The sequence below is a fragment of the Dyadobacter crusticola DSM 16708 genome (assembly GCF_000701505.1).
In the GTDB taxonomy this organism is placed as follows: Bacteria; Bacteroidota; Bacteroidia; order Cytophagales; family Spirosomataceae; genus Dyadobacter; species Dyadobacter crusticola.
This window is the reverse complement of record NZ_JNJB01000027.1, coordinates 1-22,228: the sequence shown is the minus strand read 5'-3', so window position 1 is coordinate 22,228 and position 22,228 is coordinate 1. Positions and strand designations below refer to the sequence as shown.

General features: G+C 46.5%; 19 protein-coding genes. 9 read left to right on the top strand and 10 right to left on the bottom strand.

The window, feature by feature from the left end; genetic code table 11:
* The 3 genes from Q369_RS0121495 to Q369_RS0121485 all read right to left on the bottom strand — a co-directional run.
* Positions 1–224: transposase (locus Q369_RS0121495; protein ID WP_031528561.1), on the bottom strand; the 224-nt coding region annotated here is incomplete at its 3' end.
* Positions 225–360: 136 nt separating this feature from the next.
* Positions 361–771 (bottom strand): type II toxin-antitoxin system VapC family toxin, encoded by a 411-nt coding sequence (locus tag Q369_RS0121490; RefSeq protein WP_031529811.1) that lies wholly within the window; start codon positions 769–771, stop codon positions 361–363.
* On the bottom strand, positions 768–1,004 hold the full coding sequence (locus tag Q369_RS0121485) for a hypothetical protein (RefSeq protein WP_031529810.1): 237 nt from the start codon (positions 1,002–1,004) through the stop codon (positions 768–770). The genes Q369_RS0121490 and Q369_RS0121485 overlap by 4 nt, the downstream gene beginning before the upstream one ends.
* A 215-nt stretch (positions 1,005–1,219) precedes the next feature.
* Here Q369_RS0121485 and Q369_RS0121480 point away from each other — a divergent pair, with 215 nt between their 5' ends.
* Positions 1,220–1,708 carry a hypothetical protein gene (locus Q369_RS0121480; protein ID WP_205624347.1) on the top strand — a complete coding sequence of 163 codons (489 nt, stop codon included), beginning with the start codon at positions 1,220–1,222 and terminating at the stop codon, positions 1,706–1,708.
* Positions 1,709–1,718: 10 nt separating this feature from the next.
* On the opposite strand, the gene Q369_RS0121475 is transcribed toward Q369_RS0121480, so the two are convergent.
* Positions 1,719–5,603, bottom strand: coding sequence for a PVC-type heme-binding CxxCH protein (locus Q369_RS0121475; protein ID WP_157488270.1), 3,885 nt, complete (start codon positions 5,601–5,603; stop codon positions 1,719–1,721).
* Positions 5,604–5,860: 257 nt separating this feature from the next.
* Between Q369_RS0121475 and Q369_RS0121470 the strand changes: the two genes are divergently transcribed.
* From Q369_RS0121470 to Q369_RS0121460, 3 genes are all read left to right on the top strand, one after another.
* Positions 5,861–7,147: an MFS transporter gene (locus tag Q369_RS0121470; RefSeq protein ID WP_031529807.1), complete on the top strand. Its 1,287-nt coding sequence runs from the start codon at positions 5,861–5,863 to the stop codon at positions 7,145–7,147.
* An 85-nt stretch (positions 7,148–7,232) separates the two neighbouring features.
* Positions 7,233–8,474 carry a GDSL-type esterase/lipase family protein gene (locus Q369_RS0121465; RefSeq protein ID WP_031529806.1) on the top strand — a complete coding sequence of 414 codons (1,242 nt, stop codon included), beginning with the start codon at positions 7,233–7,235 and terminating at the stop codon, positions 8,472–8,474.
* 184 nt (positions 8,475–8,658) lie between these two features.
* Complete coding sequence (locus Q369_RS0121460) at positions 8,659–12,111, top strand: PVC-type heme-binding CxxCH protein (RefSeq protein WP_031529805.1); 3,453 nt, start codon at positions 8,659–8,661, stop codon at positions 12,109–12,111.
* 99 nt (positions 12,112–12,210) lie between these two features.
* Here the strand turns inward: Q369_RS0121460 and Q369_RS0121455 are convergent, their stop codons facing one another.
* Both Q369_RS0121455 and Q369_RS0121450 read right to left on the bottom strand, forming a co-directional pair.
* Complete coding sequence (locus tag Q369_RS0121455; RefSeq protein WP_031529804.1) at positions 12,211–13,332, bottom strand: Fic family protein; 1,122 nt, start codon at positions 13,330–13,332, stop codon at positions 12,211–12,213.
* A 148-nt stretch (positions 13,333–13,480) separates the two neighbouring features.
* The gene (locus tag Q369_RS0121450; RefSeq protein WP_031529803.1) at positions 13,481–14,368 is read right to left on the bottom strand and encodes an NmrA family NAD(P)-binding protein; all 888 of its coding nucleotides are present in this window, start codon (positions 14,366–14,368) and stop codon (positions 13,481–13,483) included.
* 80 nt (positions 14,369–14,448) lie between these two features.
* Between Q369_RS0121450 and Q369_RS0121445 the strand changes: the two genes are divergently transcribed.
* The 3 genes from Q369_RS0121445 (at position 14,449) to Q369_RS0121435 (ending at position 17,046) form a co-directional block, all read left to right on the top strand.
* Positions 14,449–14,832 carry a winged helix-turn-helix transcriptional regulator gene (locus Q369_RS0121445; RefSeq protein ID WP_031529802.1) on the top strand — a complete coding sequence of 128 codons (384 nt, stop codon included), beginning with the start codon at positions 14,449–14,451 and terminating at the stop codon, positions 14,830–14,832.
* A 78-nt stretch (positions 14,833–14,910) separates the two neighbouring features.
* Positions 14,911–16,221, top strand: a complete 1,311-nt coding sequence (locus Q369_RS0121440; RefSeq protein WP_051664194.1) for a BNR-4 repeat-containing protein — start codon at positions 14,911–14,913, stop codon at positions 16,219–16,221.
* Between the two features lie 78 nt (positions 16,222–16,299).
* Entirely contained in the window at positions 16,300–17,046 is a 747-nt protein-coding gene (locus tag Q369_RS0121435; RefSeq protein ID WP_031529800.1) for a ThuA domain-containing protein, read from the top strand.
* 124 nt (positions 17,047–17,170) lie between these two features.
* Here Q369_RS0121435 and bla read toward each other — a convergent pair whose 3' ends face one another.
* Entirely contained in the window at positions 17,171–17,908 is a 738-nt protein-coding gene (bla, locus tag Q369_RS0121430) for a subclass B1 metallo-beta-lactamase (protein WP_084165812.1), read from the bottom strand.
* Between the two features lie 130 nt (positions 17,909–18,038).
* Between bla and Q369_RS0121425 the strand changes: the two genes are divergently transcribed.
* On the top strand, positions 18,039–18,404 hold the full coding sequence (locus Q369_RS0121425; RefSeq protein WP_031529798.1) for a DUF1304 domain-containing protein: 366 nt from the start codon (positions 18,039–18,041) through the stop codon (positions 18,402–18,404).
* Positions 18,405–18,654: 250 nt separating this feature from the next.
* Here the strand turns inward: Q369_RS0121425 and Q369_RS0121420 are convergent, their stop codons facing one another.
* The gene (locus Q369_RS0121420; RefSeq protein ID WP_229206910.1) at positions 18,655–19,002 is read right to left on the bottom strand and encodes a GIY-YIG nuclease family protein; all 348 of its coding nucleotides are present in this window, start codon (positions 19,000–19,002) and stop codon (positions 18,655–18,657) included.
* Positions 19,003–19,169: 167 nt separating this feature from the next.
* On the bottom strand, positions 19,170–19,541 hold the full coding sequence (locus Q369_RS0121415) for a hypothetical protein (protein WP_051664193.1): 372 nt from the start codon (positions 19,539–19,541) through the stop codon (positions 19,170–19,172).
* A 540-nt stretch (positions 19,542–20,081) separates the two neighbouring features.
* On the opposite strand from Q369_RS0121415, the gene Q369_RS0121410 reads away from it, so the two are divergent.
* Entirely contained in the window at positions 20,082–21,929 is a 1,848-nt protein-coding gene (locus Q369_RS0121410; protein ID WP_157488269.1) for a hypothetical protein, read from the top strand.
* On the opposite strand, the gene Q369_RS0121405 is transcribed toward Q369_RS0121410, so the two are convergent.
* A partial coding sequence (locus Q369_RS0121405; RefSeq protein WP_031529539.1) for an integrase core domain-containing protein occupies positions 21,926–22,228 on the bottom strand: 303 nt, incomplete at its 5' end. The genes Q369_RS0121410 and Q369_RS0121405 overlap by 4 nt on opposite strands.

The following is a 22,228-nucleotide window of genomic DNA, read 5'->3' as shown; positions in this document are numbered from 1 at the left end:
CTCATATAGCCAAATACGAGCACTTTTAACAGCATCTGGGGATGGTAACTTGCCGGACCGGTCAGGTAGTAGGCGGCATTGAGCGGCTCTAAATTGATCTTATTGATCACATCGTTGACCACCCGGACAACGTGCCCTTTGGGGACAAGATCTTCTAAACTTGGAGGAAGCAGCATCAACTGATGCTGGTGATAAGGCTTGAAATTAGGCTGTCGGCGACCCATTTTTCTTTGGTTTGCTTATAACTAAAGATAATCAATCCAGAAAAATTACCCAAACCTCTAAAATGAAAAAAGACTGCCTCATTTGAGACAGCCTCTTTTTCATTTAGTATGAGTTAAATGTTTATGTCAGCCCAAATTATACTTTCAGAATAGTCACTTCCAAATCCGTCAATCGCGACAACTTACCGAAGTCGGCCTTGTTAAAGGTGTATATCGTAGAACAATAGTTTTCCACAATTGCCAGATGAATGCAATCATTTATGTTTTGAAAACCCACGACCTTCGCAAGCTCAATGGCGCGCGTCATTTCGCTGGCTTGGTAGCTAACTGGCTCAAAAGCAAGGAATGTCGATAGCGCATTAACTATGTCGTCAACCTTCTGGCCGAGCTTTGATAAGACAAATGCAGTTTCTTGCAAGCATAAAAATGAGAGAAAGAAATGTTCCTGCTCGGCTGCGGACTTGAATTTCGATTTTGCTTTCTCGTGCTTTTGCTGGTCTTGGGATATAAGCAAGTGGATCAGTACATCCGTGTCGAAGTAAATCATAGGTTTGATTCGTTGGCCAGCGATGACAGGTCAAGGTTGGGATCAACCTTCACGCCTTTAAACTGGTCAACAACGTTTAATACCCGGTCGGCAAGTTGTTTTTGGCTGAGCTTTGCTGGTAGGTCCCGAGTTTCAATCGTTATTTTAAGATCTTTATCCTGAAATATCTGCATGATATTTCTGATCAGGTTCGCATTGATGTCACCTGATTTCAGTTGAAAAGTGTGTCGCATAGTAATGTTGTTTACATCAAATATATCAAAATTCATACATTCCCGCTTAACAGATGTTGGCATTTCAGGCCAGAGTTATCCCGCGGAGTGTTATGATTTTCATAGCAGTGCAATTATTGATTATACGGGAAGCGATCGCTTGTCCTGCTGTTTGTTCCCCTGTTTGGCATAATATTTACCATAACCACGTATACACAGCTAAACTCCGTGGATTTATGAATGCAACAAAGAATATCGCAGCAGGGCTCGCCGGAGCCGTAGTACTGAACCTGCTACATGAAAGTGGCAGAAGAATTTATGATAAAGCCCCAAGAATCAATAAGGTAGGGGAAGAGGCTCTTTCCAAGTCTCTCAAAACCATTAACATCGATCCGCCAAAAGGGAAAAAGCTCTTTGGCCTCACACTCGCCAGCGATCTGCTGAGCAATGCAGCTTACTATAGTATGGTAGGAAGCGGAAAAGAAGAAAACATTCTCCTGCGTGGCGCCGGTTTCGGGTTCGCTGCAGGTATAGGCGCATTGACGTTGACCAAGCCGCTCGGCCTCAACGACACGCCGGTAAACAGAACTGTACAAACACAGATATTGACAGTAGCCTGGTACGTCCTGGGCGGACTTGCGGCCGCATTCGTAGCCAAAAAAATAAGTGAAAAGCCGCAGCTCGACAAGCTGGTAAGCTCTGTCAGCTCCTTCGGTCTTTTATAATAGCCAATATTTATTCACCCGGCCTGGTCACGCGCATCATGCCTTTCATTACTCGCCAGTGCCCGGGAAATGAGCAGATAAACGGATAAGTGCCTGGTTCTTCCGGGGCTTTGAAGTTCAGCCGGAAGCTCTTACCTGAATTGACCAGCGGTGTAGCAAAAAGCACATCGCTGGTAACCGGGACAAAATTCTTCTCAAATCCATCTTTCAATTGCGCCATTGCGTCAGCAGCTTCGCCCACTTTTTGTTCAGTTCCAGGCCTGGTGATGACCACGTTATGCGGCATTAAATCCGGATTGTTGAACACAAGCGAAACTTTCCTTCCGGCGGGTACGTCAAAGGCGGTTTTGTCGAAAGCCATTTTCGCCTCCACTGCTGTTAATGTAATTTCTAGTGTGCCCAAACTTTCCAGGACGCGCAGGAGCTGCTGCTTCTGGGACAATGTAGAGCGGTTTACAATTGTCTTCATCGCATTCACCGCTTTGCCGAAGCCTTCCGAATCGATAGTACTGACCGGCAGGTTTTTTAGAGAAGCAATAAACCGGTCGGGAGACTGTGTTTTCGCCGGCTGCGCGAGTACCATTTCCATTAAAATAGGGTAGGTAGTTTCTGGAAAATCCGGGGCAAGGGTTTTCGATTTTGCAAAAAATGATGCTTGTAAGGCTTTGTCCTGCAACATGGAGATACTCTTGAGATAGTTCTCTTGATCGGCCGCTATGTGATTTTGAATGGACTTGTCCGATCCTTCGGCGGTCATGATTGCAGCGTAGCCCATTTGTTTTATCAAAGCATTACTATCTGCTTTGATGAATTGCTCAAACTGCGGCTTGCTATAGGCGAGCTGATTTTTGTCCCCTCTGAGTACTTGTAATACCAGTTCTTGCTGTCGGTCCGGGCGTTTTTCCTGCTTCAATGCATATAGCAAAGTATTCGTTTCCGACAGTTCGAGCTCTCTCGCCAGTGACGCAAGTACCTGCTTCTTTTTCACCGCCTGAACAGTGCGCCGACCCAGTATCTCGACAGTCGGCCCGTGGTTCTTTGGGAGTGCAAGTAGCTCATTGTCACTCAGGAATGGAAGTAAGTATTGCTCTATGTCAGGAAGGAACATGGAAAGTTGCATAGCTGCATACCACACCGGCTTCAAATGGCGGAAGGTCTCCGAAATGGCGTAGTCGAGATAGTAGTCGGTAGGATGCCGGAGTATATCGAATGCAGCTGACATACCTTCCTCATTTTCAAAAAAGCTCGCCGCGACAATGGCTTCCAGTCTTACCCGCGCAGATTCATCGTTGATCCGCTCCCGCAACAAATTAACTGCGCCCGGCACGCGTGCATGCCAGAAGCGCAATACTTTGGTGGCAGCAGTTCGGGCTCTGGGATCTTTTGCATGGAGAAGCGTTTTGAGTAAATCCTCCTCTACCACATCAAAATCCTGATAAAGCCACAATGCTTCGAGTAGGTGATGTTCATAGTCAGTATCTTGCTTGTCCAGTGCATTAACCCACTTTTTTAATTCGGGCAAAAGCTCATTTTCCTCTTTTGATCTGAGCTGTATGCGGGTTCTGTAACGCAGCCGGTCTTCCGGTGCTTTCAGGCTTTCGAGCAGCTCAGGAATTTGCATTCGAGTCAGGTCAGTGACTTTCGAAAGTGGCCGGTTGCGGTAGCTGACGCGCCACACGCGACCGTGCGACTTATCCCTTGCGGGATCGCGGGGCGGGTTTTCTCCGTGGGATATCAGCGGATTGTACCAATCTACAATGTACAAAGCTCCGTCGGGACCAAATTCAAGGTCGATCGGACGATAGTTCGGGTCGGCGGATTGCAGCAGCGGCTCTACTTCTTTTCCAATAATCCCAGAGCCTTCGTGTACAATGCGGTGCTGCTTCGTTCCCTGAAAGCCAATGTTGTTATTGACCAGGAAATCGCCCTGCACTTCTTCCGGAAAGTTTCGGCTGGATACAATTTCTATCCCGGCAGTAGGCCGCACGCGCGTTTCTGTAAACATATTGATACGCGGGTGCTTGTCGGGGTAATCTACCTTTCCGGTCATGGGAGGCGCAAAATAGTTGGATCCGTCAGAAGCATCACCGATCAGGTGAGTGCCCCATTTATCGAAAATGCTTCCCCAGGGATTGAAGTAGGGGTAGGAAATGTAATGCTGCAGACGCCCTGTTCTGGGTTCAAAGCGGTAGGTCGCGCCTGCATAGGAGCGCACTGGCCCGTATGGCGTTTCTACCTGCGTGTTCAGGAAAGTGCCTTCGTTGAAGTACAGCGCTCCGTCTTGTCCGTACGTGAATGCGTGGGTTGCGTGGTGGCTGTCTTCCGAACCAAACCCGGTAAGTACCACTTCCCGCAGATCAGCCTTGTCGTCGCCATCCGTGTCTTTCAGGAACAGAATGTCAGGTTCCTGGGAGACAAATACACCGCCATTCCCAAATTCAAATCCAAGCGGAAGGTATAAGTCGTCGGCAAAAACAGTGTGCTTGTCAGCCTTCCCGTCGCCATCAGTATCTTCTAAAATCACAATCTTATCGTGCACCGGAATGCCCGGAAAGTACTGCGGGTAAGTGGGCATCGTGGCGACCCATAGCCGCCCTTTTGCATCAAAATTCATTGCAACGGGCTTTTCAATCGGGAAGTCTTTTTCAGAAGCGAACAGGTTGATCTCGTAACCTTCCGGCAGCTTGAACTTGTCGGTAGTCGCCGGCCACTTCTTGTTGTGGTGTTCGTGCGTGGCTGCTTTGGCTGCTTCACCTTGCCGCCCCGTCATCGGAACTGCCGTTTGCAGCATTGGATCAATTGGTTTTCCTCGTCTGTCCACGATCTCCATCGCGCGCTGATACGCTTCTTTGCTGCCACCTCTGGCCAGATCCCATATTACCGAATCCAGCGCCGCAGCCATTTGATTGAGCTTCCGCAGCTCCGGAGGGAATGCAATGACGCCGAAAGGTTCGCGCCGCCGGCCATATATATACTCTCCGTTCACCGCCCGCCAGCGATAGAAAAAATGATCGTCTTTCATCTTAATTACTTCCGTAAGCTGCTTGCTGGTAATGGAGTTGAAGTCGATGGCTTTTCCGAAACCAAGTGACTGCGCCATCCATTCAGCGGCGAGCTGGTAACCTTCTCGGGTGAGGTGAATGCCATTGATCGTGATCTTTGATTTTCCCGCTTCCTGCATTCGTTTTGAAGATGGGGTATACAGGTCGACAAAAAACAGCCCCATTGAAGCCGCTATCTTCTTCATCGATTCGGTATAGCGCAGCAGATTCCGGTTGTGCTCCGCCGGATCAGGATAATGTTTGCCCAGATCTTCGTGGGCAATGGGAGAAACAAGCACGAGCTTCGGCGCTGACTTCCCATTGTATTGATTGGCTTGCAGGTTTTTGATAAATGTCAAAAGATCTTTTTCAAACCGGGGAATGCCGGGAGTGCCCTTGAAGGCCTCGTTCAACCCAAAACAAAGCAGAATGATGTCCGCTCTCTGGTCGTACAAGTCCTGGTTCAATCCTTTGAAATTAAGGCCGACAGGCATTACGATCGGCTCTCCCTCGTGGGTAAATCCTTTAAATGTCACTTCCTTTTCGCCCACCGTCAGCCGCTTTGTTTTTTCACCAAAACCAGGGAAGTTTAATGGTCGAGGCTGCAATGCTACTTCATCGACACTCCATCCCATGTTCCGCAACGTCAGGTTTTTGTCGGGAAAATGCTTCTGTAGAATGGTTTCAAAATAGCCGTAGTGCCGCATTCTGTCTGCAAATGTATTTCCCAATAAAATGATGCGATCCCCTTTCTGAGGCAGAAAGCCCGGGTTCAAAGCCTGCGCATTTGCATCAGCACTGCATGCCATTGAAGCTACCAGAAGAAATGTGAGACAAATGCGGAGATAGGTCATGGAGGATCGGATTGGTGTGATTTATAACAAAATCAATAATTTTTATTGCAATTCACTCATTTAATACTACTATATCATCCTGTGCTGTCCTGACTTTAAAACATCACTGGTAAATTGCATGATTCAAATAAATAATTAGATTTACTTTCTGCCTCCGAACAGCTGTCCTCTATTTGCCAGAAAACTGTGCACGGTAGAATTTAGTACCAGCAGGTTTTAAAGGAAGAACATTCAACTCCATTTACCCCAATTTGCAAATGAAACCACAGTTAGCCCGACGCCGATGGTTCCGCATTATTCCGGTTGTTTTTGTAACATATAGTCTCGCATACCTTGATCGAGCCAATTTTGGTTTTGCGGTTGCGGGGGGGATGTCCGAAGACCTGGGAATTACACCAAACACCTCAACTTTACTCAGCTCGCTGTTCTTCCTGGGTTATTTCTTTTTTCAAATTCCCGGGGCGCATTATGCCGCGACCCGCACTGCTAAGAAGCTGATTTTCATCTCGCTTATTCTTTGGGGTGGACTGGCTGCCGCGACGGGAATGGTGGCGGACACGACCACGCTGATCGTGATCCGTTTCATGCTGGGAGTAGTTGAAAGTGCTGTAATGCCCGCCATGCTGATCCTGCTAAGCCAGTGGTTTACCAAAGAAGAACGCTCGCGCGCTAACACTTTCCTGATCCTCGGTAACCCTGTGACGGTACTATGGATGTCGGTACTATCGGGCTATCTGATCGACTCAATGGGCTGGCGATGGATGTTCATTCTGCAAGGTGCGCCTGGCATTGTCTGGGCATTTATCTGGTGGAAGCTCATCGACGAGCGGCCTATCAACGCCGACTGGCTTACGACCGAGGAAAAGCTGGCCGTAGAAGCAAGACTGAGCGAAGAGCAGGCGGGAATCAAACCGGTGAAGAACTATGCAGAAGCCTTCAAATCAAAGAAAGTGATTTTGCTTTGTCTACAATACCTGTTGTGGAGTGTGGGAGTTTATGGTTTTGTAATGTGGCTGCCTTCCATTATCAAAGCAGCGCCGAATATGAATATGATCAATACGGGCTGGCTTTCGTCTGTACCGTACCTGTTTGCGGTCATCGGAATGCTCTCTGCGTCTTATTTCTCTGACAAAACTGGTAACCGGAAAATATTCGTCTGGCCTTTTCTACTGATCGCTGCAATTTGTTTGTACGGAGCAGTTTGGCTCGGTCCCGATAAGTTCTGGTTTTCATACGCATTGCTTGTCGCAGCTGGCGGTGCGTTGTACACGCCTTACGGGCCGTTTTTCGCAGCTATCGCCGAAATTCTGCCGAAGAATGTGGCTGGCGGCGCAATCGGGCTGATCAATAGTCTGGGTGCATTGGGCTCATTTGCCGGATCTTACCTGGTAGGCTACCTCAATACTGCTACCGGGAACTTCAATGCATCTTACATTTTAATGTCCGTCGCATTGGTGCTCGCCACCATTATCACGATCATGGTAATCCCCGGACCCGCTGGTTCGACAGTCCGGCCGGCGCAAGTGAAGACTTTCGATCATTGAAAAAACACCAGTATGTTTTGGCGCGGAATGGTTAATTTCAGTCGCTGGGATCCTTTTACCAAATATTACCTAAACCCATAAGTGCATGAGAAGTTTAAAAGTGCCGGTTTCTGCCGGTCACATTGTTTTGCTGTTTTTTTTCCTGACTGGCGGTTTTGTCTCCGGCCAGGATCCGTCCAAAAGTACAGGCGCAACCAGGTTCACGCTGAAAGACGGAGACCGGGTGGTTTTTCTCGGCAACTCGATTTTTGAGAATGATTTTCAGTTTGGTTACCTGGAAATGCTGCTTACCACCCGCTTTCCGGATAAGGGCGTGACTTTCCGCAATCTCGGCTGGACAGGTGATAATGTTTGGGGCGAAGGCCGATCAACTTACACGAATCCGCCTACTCCGTACCAGCATTTGATGCAGGATATTACCAATGCAAAGCCAACTGTTGTATTTCTCGGCTACGGCGGTGTTGAAGCGCAGGATGGACGTGCGGGTTTGCCGAAATTCAAAGAAGGTTTGAACAAGCTGCTGGACAAAATCGACTCACTGGGCGCGCAGACGGTCCTGCTTTCAACTATTCCCGTTGTTTCAAAAAACACAGCACAACGCATTGCCGAGCGGAATGCAGATTTGGAACTGTATTCCAATGCGATCTCAGAAGTGGCATCCAGCCGGGGCAAGCAATACCTGGATATCTACAAGCCGGTACTTGTTGCCAGCAAAAAGGACAGTATCATCGAAAATACAGTCCATTTGACCGAGCTGGGCTACTACCAGCTGGCTAATATCTTGGAAAAGGCACTCGGGCTCGATGCAGCGAAAGCCACAACCACGATCAATTTGTCAAAAAACAAGGCAGAAGCTTCCAATGCGAGGGTTATTCCCGGAAATGAGCGAAATGCCCTGGTGAAATTTGCGGTGGAGAACAAATATCTGCCGCTACCCACACCGAAATCTGTTTCCGGTGTAGTCGACAATGCGCGGACGATCCGCATTTCCGGTTTGAAGAAGGGTTATTACCTGTTAACGTCTGAAAACAACCAGGTAGCTGTTGCTTCTGCAAAGGATTGGGAAAAAGGCGTGGAGATCAAGCAGGGGCCGCAATACACGCAATCTGAAAGCGTGCGGAATATGATTGTGAGAAAAAATGAGCTGCATTTCTTTCAGTACCGCCCATTAAACCAGACTTACATTATCGGCTTCCGCAGGTACGAGCAAGGCAGGCACGTGAAAGGTTTGGAAGAGCAGGATATCCCTATCAAATGGCTGGAAGGCCAGATTATCCTGAACAGCAGCCCGAAGGAAGTGCTGTATGAGTTGAGGAGGGTGGAGTAGGTACCTCGGCTGTTGGCAGTCGGCTTAGCTTTGTCATGCTGAGCTTAAGCTTTGTCGCCCTGAGCGCAGTCGAAGGGAGGAGCGATAACGCATTCCCTTCGACTGCGCTCAGGGTGACAAAAGGAGGTGCTCAGCCTGACAACGTGAAAAACAGGTTACAAAATTGAATTACTAAACCTAATCTATGAAAATCACTAAACCAATATATGGAGCCGCGTTGATCGCAACGATGTTGCTGGCGACTTCATCTAATAAGTACCAGGTAGTAAAGGAAGATCCCGATCCTGACCCGCAGAAAGAATTGGCTTCGTTCAAAGTGGCAGAGGGATTTGAAGTAACCCTTTTTGCGGCTGATCCGATGGTAGCGAAGCCCATTCAGATGAACTGGGACGCGGAGGGACGGCTTTGGGTGGTAAGCAGTACTGTTTACCCGCACCTGAAAACCGGGGAATCTGCAAACGATAAGATCTTTATTTTGGAAGATACGGACGGTGACGGAAAAGCGGATAAGTCTACCGTTTTCGCGGAAGGATTAATACAGCCAACCGGAATCCTGCCGGGCGACGGCGGCTGTTATGTCGCGAATTCTACCGAGATACTGCATTTTTCAGACACTGACGGAGACGGAAAAGCCGATAAAAAACGCCGGATATTAAACGGTTTTGGTACGGGCGACACGCACCATTTGATCCACACATTTCGCTGGGGACCAGAGGGACGTATGTACTTTAATCAATCAATCTACATTTACAGCCACGTAGAAACACCATTTGGCATCAAAAGACTGGAAGGAGGCGGTACCTGGGCATTGAACACGCGCAACCTGGATATGGAAGTGTATGTACGCGGACTTGTAAATCCTTGGGGCTTGCAATTTGATCGTTGGGGACAGTCTTTTCTGACAGATGGTGCAGGTGGAGAAGGTATCAACTATGGATTTCCGGGTGCAACGTTTGTTACGGCGCCGGGTGCGGCTCGCATTATCCGCGGCTTAAACCCGGGCCAGCCCAAGCATAGCGGTCTGGATGTTGTTTCAGGAAGACATTTGCCTGATGCCTGGCAGGGAAGAATGATCACCAACGACTTCCGCGCAAACCGGATCAACAGCTTCCGTCTTGAAGAACAAGGCGCCGGCTATGCTTCCAAGCAGGCCGACGACCTGATGTGGACAGATAATGTGGCATTCCGCCCGGTGGATATCAATGTAGGCCCCGACGGCGCAATTTATGTAGCGGACTGGTATAACCCGATTATTCAGCACGGAGAAGTGGATTTCCACGATCCGCGCCGTGATCAGCAGCATGGAAGGATCTGGCGTGTTGTTGCCAAGAACCGCCCGCTGGTCAACAAGCCGCAGCTTACGAAGGCTAGTGTAACCGAGCTGCTCGATGCATTGAAGCTGCCTGAGGAATGGACGCGGTTGCAGGCAAAGCAGGTTTTGAAAGCAAAAGGTGCCAAAGAGGTAATCCCGGCTTTGCAGAAATGGGTACAAGGTTTGGACAAAAATGATAGCAATTACGAGCATAATCTCCTGGAAGGACTGTGGGTTTACCAGACGCTGGAAACTTTCAATCAGCCCATTTTGCTTGAACTGTTGAATGCAGAGAGCCACAATGCCCGCGCTGCTGCCTTGCGCGCACTGGAACTTTGGTACCCCAAGATGAACAATGTACCTGCGCTTCTTGCAAAATCAATCAAAGACGAACACGCGCAGGTTCGCCTGGAATCGGTGATCGCATTGCGGAAAACCAGAACTCCCGAAGCTGCGAAAACCGCATTGCTTGCATTAGACGGTCAAATGGATGAATTTCTTGATTTTGCATTGTGGCAAACGATCCGCGAGCTGGAACCGCTCTGGCTCGCGAAGCTGAAATCCGAGCCGGGATTCCTGGGTGATGCGAAGAAAACAGCGTATGCATTGAAATCGGCGACAAGCCCGGATGCGGCGACATTTATGGTACAGTTGTATCAAAAAGGAGAGGTACCAGAGGATTATCAGAAAGATGTACTGAGCTCCATTGCAAGAACAGGCCAGGCTGCCGACCTGAATATGCTACTCGATTTGTCGCTTAAAAATAAAGACAAAAATGTAGGTGCACAGCTCGCTGCGCTGGAAGACGCGGCGCGCCAGCGCAATGTAAAACCTGACAAAAATCCGGAAAGTATTGCCACTTTCATTGGTAGCGATGATGATGCAGTAAGCTTAACTGCAATCAGACTGGCGGGATTATGGAAGTTGAACCAGCTGAATACGAAACTCACGGAGCTCGTCAAATCGGGAGATACAGATACGAAAAAAGCAGCATTAGGCGCATTGGCTGCGATTGACAAGCCAAAAGCACAGAAGCTGATGACGGATTTAACCGGATCTCAGAACCCGGCAGACGTGCGTGTTGTTGCTGCAGCGCAACTGGCGTCAGTTGATCCCAAAGCTGGCGCAACCATCGCTGCTGACCTGATCCGGACTTTACCAGCAAATACAGATCTGACAGAGCTTTTTGTCGCATTTATTAGTACGAACCCGGGAGCAGCTGCATTAGGCGAAGCCATTGCTGCCAAGAAAATTCCGGAAGCTGCTGCTAAAACAGGTCGCCAGCTTGTTCGCTCTCGCGCGGGCTGGACGCGGCAGAATATCGATGAAATGAAAGTACTGGTGGGTGCATTGGAAGCTTCGGGCGGAACATTGCCCACGCAGAAAATGCCGCAGGAACTAAACGAACAGCAGATTGCCGGACTCGCCAAGCTGGTGAGCGAAAAAGCAGATCCTGCAAAAGGAGAATTGATCTTCCGCAAAGTGGAAGCCAGCTGTACCACTTGTCACGCGATAGGCGGAGCGGGCGGATTGATCGGACCGGATTTGAGCAGTTTGGGTACCAGCTCGCCGGCTGAGACCATTATCAAGTCCATTTTATACCCGAGCGAGTCCATCAAAGAAGGATATGATTTGAAACGCGTCGTGAAAAAAGATGGATCTGAGTTAATGGGCTATCTGGCTTCTGACGGCGCGTCGGACGTGGTGATCCGTGATGTGACTGGCAAGGAAATTTCAATTCCGAAAAGCCAGTTACAGGTAATGGAGAAGGTACCTGGTTCGCTGATGCCGCCTGGACTTACTGCCGGTCTGGATCAGACGGAGTTCATTAACCTCGTCGGCTATCTCACCAAGCTGGGCGAATCGGGTGATTACCGTGTACCGAACACGCGTTATGTACGACGCTGGGAAGCGAGCGGCGATGATGTCCTGCCGATTAGCAAAGGTTCGGCCGCGGCAAAGAAGTCAAAATCAAAACTTAGCTGGCAGCCTGTGTACAGCAAAGTTTCAGGAGAGCTACCCGTAGCAGAGCTTCCGGAAGTGCCTGTGCAGGGTAACAAGCATTTGAGTTATGTCCGGTTTGACATAGAAGTTTTGACCGCAGGTAATGTCACTTTCGGCATCAGCACTCCCGCCGCCATTGTATCAGCTCTCACCGGCACCAAAGACCTGAAAGTAGCAGACGGAAATATTACCACGAACCTGCCACAAGGGATTCACACCATTACGATGCTGGTTGACAAAGACGCAGTAAAAAGCGGCGGCTTAAAAGTGGAGTTGAAAGAAGCAGGTGGCGCGCAAACGCGGTTGAGAATGGGGAAATAGAGGTTTGAAGATCAAAATGAAAACGGGTGCAGTGTTAAGCTGTATCCGTTTTGCTTTTTTGTACAAACAATAAGAGAGCATACTGTAATAGTCAAGACATCATTCTCCGAGAATGCGGTACAACTCAATATTGAGATAATAATGGTTCCCCTGAATACTTCTGCGTTCCAGAATTCCCATTGATACCAGCTGATTCAGATACTTTTTGGCGGTGTTTTCGGAATATAGTTTTTGTCCGGTGATATATTTTACACGCGTAAGTGGCTGGGTGAAAATTACATTGACAATAGATTCTGGTCTTGCAATGTCTGTATCGGATATAATTGCTTGAAGGATCGCTTCTTTGGTGCTGATCACGTCGTTGATCTTATTGTATGTGAGATTTGCGGTGACTTCGATGGCGCGGAGCATGTAGTGAATCCAGTTATGCCACTCGCCCCGCTGACTTACGCCCATTAAGCCGTCGTAATAATCATCCTTATAATCCATGATGTAGCGGCTCATGAAAAGGATCGGATAATCCAACAATCCTTTGTGCGTTAGATAATGGATATTCATGATCCTCCCCGTTCTGCCATTTCCATCCCGAAACGGGTGAATTGCTTCAAATTGAAAGTGGGCGATGGCCATTTTGATCAGCGGATCGGCTTTGAAGTTTACATCATCATTCAGAAACTGGATTAGATTTTCGAGTTTCGCTTCTACTATACCTGCACCTCTCGGAGGTGTATATACCGCTTTTCCCGCATTCGGCCCTGTTCCGCCCTGCCGGATATAGGTGTGAATAAACGGTGGACGAATGTTGTCACTAGCCTGGTTGACCTGCCGGTAAATGTCCCTGAAGTAGTTCAGGTCGAACTGCTTTTGCTCATTTAGGTACTGGAACCCTTGCCAAAGTGCTTCCCGGTACATTAAAATTTCTTTTGGTGGACCGGAAATCCGCTCACTTTGATCTTCACCGAAAGCTTTATAAAGCTCATCATCGGTCGTGAATATATTCTCAATTGCGCTTGAAGCTTTCGCTTCCTGTAAACTGATCGTGTTAACCAGCATACCCTGATTCGGTATTGCAATGCTTCTTCCTTGCAGCTTGCCTAGCGCAGCTTTTGCGCTGCCTAGTTGCTCATATAGCTCAACAGTCCTGTATAAAGCAGGGTCAATGGGCAAGTCGGGAAGGTCATTCCAAGGGATAGTTCTATCAGGATTAATCTGGTACTTCATAGGATGCCGACGTTTTTATCTAACATTAAATTATATACTATTTTAATGTTAGCTACTGATTTGGCATCAAAAATAGATAAATAAATCGAGCTAACATTAAAATACATCACATTTTAATGTTAGCTCGATTTTTGGCATTAAAACATAATTATGGCTTCGCGAACGCTCCTGCAAATTCCTTCGCGAAATCTTCCAGTTTGTAGCTTCCCAGGTCCGGGCGGTTTTTCCAGTATTCTTCCTGCATTTTACCTGAACGGAGCGCCTGGCCCATTTCGACATATAGTGAAGCGAAGCTCTCATTTAAACCTGCGCCGAGCATTCCCTGGTAGGCGTCTTCGTCTCTGAAAGGTACCCAGGGTGTGTTTTCCTTGCCGATTGCCTTTCCGAGAATGGCGGCGATCTCATTCGGGTGGCGCTCGTCGTTTGCGATGTTTATAATGTGATGTCCGGTAAACAGATTTAGCAATTGCGCAGTAGCTACTTCGGCGATGTGATTCGTGTCGGTCAGAACTAGCTTTTCATCTGTATCGCCAAAGTTGTTTCCAGCTATACCCGCATTTTGGATGAGTCCGCCGAGACTGAACAGGTTTGAAAAGAAGTACGACGGACGCAGGAAGGAAAGATTGAGGCCCGGGATTGCCAGCAGCTGTTCTTCCAGGTAACCCAATGCGTCTATCGGCCCGGCGCCTTCGCGAAGGTGCGCGCCCAGACTGCTGAGTACGGCTACATATTTGATCGCGCTGCCTTTCAATGCTTCCAGGTAAACGTCTGCCACTTCCAGCTGAAACTTTTCATAGTCTGTCAATGAGAAGCTGCTTGGGATCATCAGGTAAGCCACTTCTGCGTTCTGAAACGCACTTTTTACAAATTCTAAGTCGGTGACAGAGCCAATTGCTGCGTGTGCGCCAAGTGCTTCAATCTCTGCTTTTTTGTCAGCGCTGCTGCTGATTACTGTTACTTCGTGTCCGGCATTTACCAGGTTTTTCGTTACGGGTAAGCTAACGTGGCCGAGTGATCCTGTGATGATATATTTCATAGTTGTAAGTTGTTTTTTGTTGCCACAAAGCTATATTTGTACTTACTTTTTGACAAGTACTTACCCCAAAGTATGTATCTATGACGAAGATCAAAGAAAGCTCGACGATCCACGCGAACAAGCAGATTGCATTGGCGGCATGTCCGGTTACTTACGTGATGAACAAGATTGGCGGACATTGGAAGCCGATCATTATTTATCATTTAATAAGTGGAAGCAAGCGGTACAGTGAGATCAAAAAGGCAATGCCGCATATTACTGAGAAGATGCTGATCCAGCATTTAAAGCAATTGGAAGCTGATAATCTGGTTTCCCGGGAAGCAAAGCCCGTGGTGCCGCCTTACGTAACTTACTCGCTGACGGACGCTGGCAAAGAGCTGCAAGCTGTGATACACGGAATGGCTGAATGGGCTTTGAAGGATATGGAGAGGGCAAAGTCTGCTGAATTGGTTGCCGCGGATTGATAATAAGTCATGGTTTTCGCCGGAAGAAATCGTCACAAAAGGTAAATTACAGCCTTTCACAACTGACATTCCTGACCGATGAAGCGTACAAGTATCTACTTCTTTCTGCTATTCAATGCACTAACTCCTGTTTTTGCCCAAAAACAACAAACCCTCACCGATGACGGTACCTGGTGCTGGTTCAGTGACCCGCGGGCGATTTATACGAAAAATGGTTCGATTGTAACAGGCTGGGTCACGAAGACCGGCGATATTGTAGCAGCTTCGCTTGATGTAAAATCAGGGAAAAGTGTGCAGAAGCGGCTGTATACCAAGCTTGAAGTTGACGATCACGACAATCCTGCCTTCCTGGAACTACCCGATCAGAACGTTTTGGCCCAGTATACGTGGCACGGAGGAGGGAAGAACGGAATGGGCGTTATACAGAATGTGACTGCACAGCCGGGCAATGTCAGCAGCTTTTCAGATTCGGTTGTTTTTACCCCAAAAACGGATGAATTGTTGAAGCAATTTGTCCGCGAAACTTACACTTATGCAAATCCCTCCATGCTGAGTGCAGAGAATAATAAATTGTACAGCTTTGGCCGCTGGATTGGTTTTAAGCCCAATTACATTACCTCAACTGACAATGGAAAAACCTGGTCGGACCCGAAAGTGGTAATTACTTCCAAAAAGCTTGACACCAATAACCGGCCTTATGTGAAATACTTTTCGGATGGCAAGTCGAAGATACATCTGATCTTCACGGACGGTCACCCGCGCAATGAAGCATTGAACTCCGTTTATTATTGCTACTACGAAAAAGGCGCATTCTGGCGCGCTGATGGTTCTAAAATCAAGGATGTAGACCAGCTTCCGTTTCATCCCGAAGATGCATCAGTCGTGTACAAAGCTTCACCCGCGACGGGAAGAGCGTGGATTTTTGATATTGTTATTGATAAAAAAGGCCGACCGGTGGTGGCTTACACGCGGTATCCGAGCAGTGAAAAACACCAGTATTACTATGCGGTTTTTGACGGAAAGAAATGGATAGACAATCACCTGATCGACTCGGGCAAATGGTTTCCGCAAACGCCGGAAGGGAAGGCGGAGCGGGAAGAGAACTATTCCGGCGGCCTGACCATCGATCCGCTCAATCCCGAGGTGGTCTATTTCTCTCACGAGATCAATGGGGTTTTCGAGATATCAAAGGCGGAAACCGGAGACTTTGGCAAAAATTGGAAAATCACGCCCGTCACGCGCGGTTCGCAGCTGGATAATGTGCGGCCAATTGTGCCGCGTTATAAAAAGAAGGGCGACCAGAATGTGTTGCTTTGGATGCAGAACAAGAAATATGTGCACTATACAGATTACGACACGCGCATTTTGTGGGAAGTTTTAAACAAATGACAGAAAGTATATTCCGGCTGCCTGCTTGTTTTACTTACAAATCAGTTTTGCAATCCATTTAACAATTCAATTATAATCATGCAAAAAAAGTTACTAGCGCTTGCTCTTTTCTTCGCGGCTGCATTCACGGCGCAGGCTCAGCAGTTTAAGGCATTATTGTTTACCAAAACGGCGGGATTTCATCACGTTTCCATTCACGAAGGTGTAGCTGGTATCCGCAACCTGGCTTCACGGCACAACTTTTCGGTGGATTGGCAGGAGAATGCGGATGTTTTTAATGAAAAAAGTTTGGCTAACTACCAGGTTGTCATTTTCTTGAATACAACAGGAGATATCCTGAACGATCAGCAGCAGGCAGCATTTGAAAAGTACATTAAAAGCGGAAAAGGGTGGGTAGGGATACACTCGGCGGCCGACACGGAATATGACTGGGCCTGGTATGGCAAGCTGGTTGGAATGTATTTCAAAACGCACCCGGCGCAGCAAACTGCATTCCTGGACGTGAAAGACAGCAATTTTCCAGGTTTGGAACGCTTCCCGAAACGTGTGATGTGGACGGATGAATGGTACGAATACAAAAAGCCATACAATGCCGACGATCTGAAAATCCTCATTACACTGGACGAGAAAACATACGATCCTAAAACCAACCAGGGAACAGGAATGGGCGCAGAGCACCCGATGGCGTGGTACCACAACTACGATGGCGGCCGCGCATTTTACACTGGTTTAGGCCACATTGGTCTCGTCTATTCAGACCAGACTTTCCTGGATCACCTATACGGCGGAATTTACTGGGCTGCGACTGGTAAGGGGTTGAAATAGCGCCTTTGTCATGCTGAGCGCATTTGTCATGCTGAGCGCCTTTGTCATGCTGAGCGCCTTTGTCATGCTGAGCGCAGTCGAAGCATCGTGCACGTTGCTTCGACTGCGCTCAGCATGACAAGGCTTACTTCTTCACCTCAAACAAAGCAATCGTATAATCCAGCAAAGCCGAATTCCCCACGGCGCCGTGGCCGGGGACTACTACTTGGGTATCAGGGTATTTGGTTTTGATCTTTGAAACCGTTTTCGACCAGTCATCTACATTCGCGTCGGCCAGGTTACCTTTGCTCGCATTCAGCTCCTTGATCAGGCACCCGCCGAACATGGCTTTTTCACTCGGGAAGTAGCCGATCACATTGTCGCGCGTATGTCCCTCGCCGTTAAACTCTGTAATTACCTTGCGGTCGCCTACCGTAAGTTCCAGCCTATCATCGAAACCGTTTTGAGGTACTTTAAATTTCGCATTTTTAGCAGATGTAATTGTCTTGTTAGTTGCGTAGGAAGGAATCCCGCGGTTGTGAAATGCATCTAATCCGGCTACGCAATCCTCATGAAAATGCGTGGCAATTACTGCTTTTACCTTGCATTTCAGATTTGCCTCCACCCAGTCAATTACCGCAGCAGAGGTAGAATCGCTGACCGGCGTATCAAAAATAATCGCCTCGCCTTTGTCATAAACGATCATCCCATTGCATGGAACTCTGCCGAAACTCTGCGTTTGTAGATAGGTAATGTGCTGGTATACATGATCTTTTACCTTCTCGATAATCAGGTTTTCAGATTTAAGGCTCTGTGCCGAAACAGCCGAGGCAGCACAGCAGGCAATAGCAAGCAGAAATTGCGATAGACTTTTCTTAATCATGGAAATGGGAGTGAATGGATTAGCGATAGTCAGCTGCAAGATAGCGCAAATTTTTTTTTTGGGACAGCAGCCCATGCGGCAAAGCGTGCACTAATTTTTATATTCACCGCACCAACCTAAATCGAACGAAATGGAAACATTAGCCCAAATCCTCGTCGGCGCCGTCGCCCTGGAACACCTTTACATCCTCTACCTGGAAATGTTCGCCTGGGAAACAAAAGGCAAAGAAACCTTCAAAGGCTCGCTAGCACCAGAGCTCTTCAAACCGACAGAAACATTAGCAGCCAATCAGGGGCTGTACAACGGGTTTCTCGCCGCCGGCCTGATCTGGACTTGCTTTATTAAGGATTCGCGTTGGTCGTTTTACATCGCAGTTTTCTTTCTGACTTGTGTGATCGTGGCTGGAATTTATGGGGCAATTACGGCTAGTCGGAAGATATTCTTCGTGCAAGCCCTGCCAGCGATTGTGGCGCTGGTGGTTTTGCATTTGAGGTAATGCCATTAATAAGCACCATCCTTCCTTTTTTGTCACCCTGAAATTATATCCTTTATCTTCTGTTCACTTCAACTTTGTCACCCTGAGCGCAGTCGAAGGGCGTTCGTGCGACCACGCTTTTTTGGCCAGCTAAATCATTTAGGGCAGCTTATAGCAGGAGCCGTCGGGAACTGCTTCGACCGCCCGGCGGCCCGGTCCGCTCAGCATGACAAAATTGGTGATTAGCCAGCTTGACTAGTAATAACTAAAGTTAGCGTTCACGTTTCCAGGTTGTCTTGTTCATACACTCCGCCAGCTTCCTCAACTCCTCCCAATTCCCACCAATTATCGCCTCCTTCTTCTTCCGACTCCAACCTTTCACCTGCTTTTCAAACGCAATGGCATTATTGACGTACTTAAATTCGTAAGCAAAGACAAGCTCGACGGGTCGTCTGGTTGCAGTGTAGCATTCTGGGTTCATGCCTGAACTATGTTCAGCAATCCGGCGATCAATGTTGTTTGTCATGCCGGTGTAATAGCTTTCGTCGGAGCATTTTAGGATGTAGACGTAGTAGGTTTTGGTGTGCATTAGCGTTGTCTTTTTGTTTAGACGTGCCAATGTTAAAAGAGTAACACAGTTTGTGTTGAAATTTTTTGAGTGGTAAAGCAAAATGCCTTGTTGCATTGTGCCGAGGAGCAGCGCCCTTTGACTGCGCTCAGGGTGACAAAGGCTTGTCATGCTGAGCGCAGTCGAAGCAACGTGCACAACGCTGCCTCAAAACAAACTTAGGCGAAGAACGTAGCTCTCCCCAGCACCCCAGGCTGCCAGCTTCCATCTCGCCTTCTCAGTGCCCGCGAAATGGTGAGCACTTCTTCCAAACGTCCCTCGGGATCGCTCATGAGGTTTTGGCTATGGAAGTATTGGCCGATGATTTCCCACTCGAAAGTGTCAGTTTGGGAATCGTAAATGCCGATGGGGATGCGGTGGCCGTCGGTCTGGAGCGTGCCCAGGACGTGCTGCGCCTCTTCCTGCGACGAGCAGCCCACGTGCTGGTACTGCCCTTTCAGCGTATATAGTACCGAGTAACGGTTTTTCGAAAATTCGTTTCCTTGCGCTTTCTGCTTGTTCTGTCTGAGGGAATTTTGCAATATTTTCATGATCTCTGTGTTTGTGTCTCCGTTCCGGCGGTCCGGCGCTCCGGTGTTCGCTTAATCTGCTTATTGTAAAAATGATAAAATGAACGGAGATATTTAAAGTTTCAAGCCAGCATTTCGTGCCGCTCAAAACCATAAACGCATCTTGTATTTCAATAGTTTAACAAAATTCCCACACAGGCGAAAGTTCTTCTGATCTTGAAGGTGTTTGGTGGAATAGTGCAATTATTGATTGGTAGTCCCTCCGAGTAACGCGAGTGTCGTTGCAGCTAATCAGCGATCTGCCGGAATTTTTATAATAAAATATAAATTTATGATCCATGCTCCTAAATTTCCATTGAGATTCTTTATGAGTTGACAACCAATACGTTAGATAAAATTTGCCAACTTTCAAAAACAATTTTAACATCTATTAGTTACGAGTATAGATAAGTCTTCGGTTACTTTATCTGGATGATATTTCGTCGAAATTATAAGTACACGAAGTTGTGTCCGTATCAAAATAGAATTATATCTCATCCTCTAATTCAAATAATTAACAAAATGTTAAAAGGCCAATTAAGTGACGAGACTTTCAGTTATAGAGATAGTCACCGATTTACAGATTCAAACTATATATTGGTTGTAAAAGATGAAGAGTTTCCAAACAACAGTCTTATATCTATCTTTTACAATAACAATGGAAAACTGTTGGATATAGATGAGTATGAAATGGGGGATCGTATTCTAGCAACAAAAAATATGCTTATGGATATACCTCCGCTGAACGAGCGTTTTTCATTACATCAATTAGCAAAAATATCCTCCGGCACTATTATCAAAAACGAGAAATATCATGAAGGCTCAACATTTCCTAAGAGCATTACATTTCACACAAACGTTTATGCTCTTAGAGAGAATGAGATAGTCGAAATATTTGAAGGCATTGTAAGTGAGGAGAGTGCCATATTTGAGCTCAATGAAATAGCATTAAACAATTTACTTAAAGACTATATACAGACAAATAATTCTTTTTTTGTCTTAGATAATAATATTCTAAGTGGACCATTCAAAGTAAAGAATACTGACACTTCCGGTAATTTTATTGTTGAAAAAGGCGGATGGATTCCGTTTGGTGACTATGAATATTCAGATCGAATATATGTCCAATTTGAAGCTAACCATATTACAAGGCGTATTATTGTTCCATCAGTCTCAAAATTGAGTCTAATTCGAGAACGAGATTTTGTAACGAATTCGGAATTACTTAAAAAGTTTGAAAATCGGCTATCTCGAACACCAGAACTCTATTCGGTACAAGAAATTGATAAGATACTTGATATAACGAAAAAGGTTATGTCAGATTCTTTGTCGGAAAATAGAGAGGAAGAAATGAGGCTACGGGAAATTTTGGGGAGAGCTGAACAAGGATTGCTGGCGAATATTGATCTGGCGAATGTCATACCGGAAATTCCAATAGTAAAACATGAGATTGAGCGACTGGAACTGTTCAAACATAATTTGGTGAAAGATATCCAGAAGTTTGAATCCATAAAACTGATGACAGAACAAGATATCAATGCAAGCATTCAAACTTTGGATAAGGTAAGAGATGAAATAAAAGATATTGAAAAGTTTAAGGCTGAGGAATTAAAGAAACAGAAAATTAGCCTTGAAGATGAGATTGTTCAATTAGAAGAAAAAAGAAAAAATATAGATGAAGAAATTGAAAAAGAGCGAGAGAGTAAATCTATATCAATTAAGGAATTAGAAGGTACGATCAAATATTTAGAGAAAACAGAAGAATCTTTAAAATTAGGGATTTCAACCTTGCAGGAAAATTTTACTGGGGAACAGAAGACTGCACACAAGAAGCTGCAAGAGCTACTTGTAATTAATCAACATTATAACATATTAAGCGGAAAAGATTTTGATACAAATCGAGAGGAAAGTCATTCAACATTCCGTAGTTTTGAAGTTGTTGAAGATGTATCTAATGAAATAGATAAATTTGAGCTGTATAAAAATTTAAAAGATAGTTTAGTAACAATATTAAGTAAACATAACAGAAAATTTGATTCGCATTTTATTGATAATATATTAATATCAATACACCAATGTACACTGACTTTGTTTGCTGGGATGCCAGGAAGTGGTAAAACTTCGCTAGCAAGAATATTAATGAGTGCTCTTGCTCCTAAGGAACGAACTCGGGAAGTATCAGTAGCGAAGGGCTGGACTTCACAAAAGGATTTGATAGGCTTTTTTAATCCTCTCTCCAAAAAGTTTCATTCGTCATCTACAAATGTATATAGCCTCTTAAGGCAACTTGACTGGGAGCGTCAAAAGAATGCATATATGAAATACTCCCGTTTCACTGGACAGCCAGCGGTTACAATTAAGTTTAATTAGGATGCTCTGGCGTTGGTTTCAAAAAATAGATCATTTGGAATATACCCGGTTCCGGTGTGTTTACGTCGACGGTTGTAAAATTCTACATATGCCTTTATTCCCCGATACAGATCCATCCCACCATTCGGAGGGTTTAAATACACATATTCCTGTTTGAGTGATCTCCAAAATCGTTCGATAAAGACATTGTCTAGTGCCCTTCCTTTTCCGTCCATGGAAATCTGTATCCCCTTCTCCAACAAAGGGTGAATAAAGCCCGGGCTTGTAAATTGACTACCTTGATCGGTATTAAATATTTC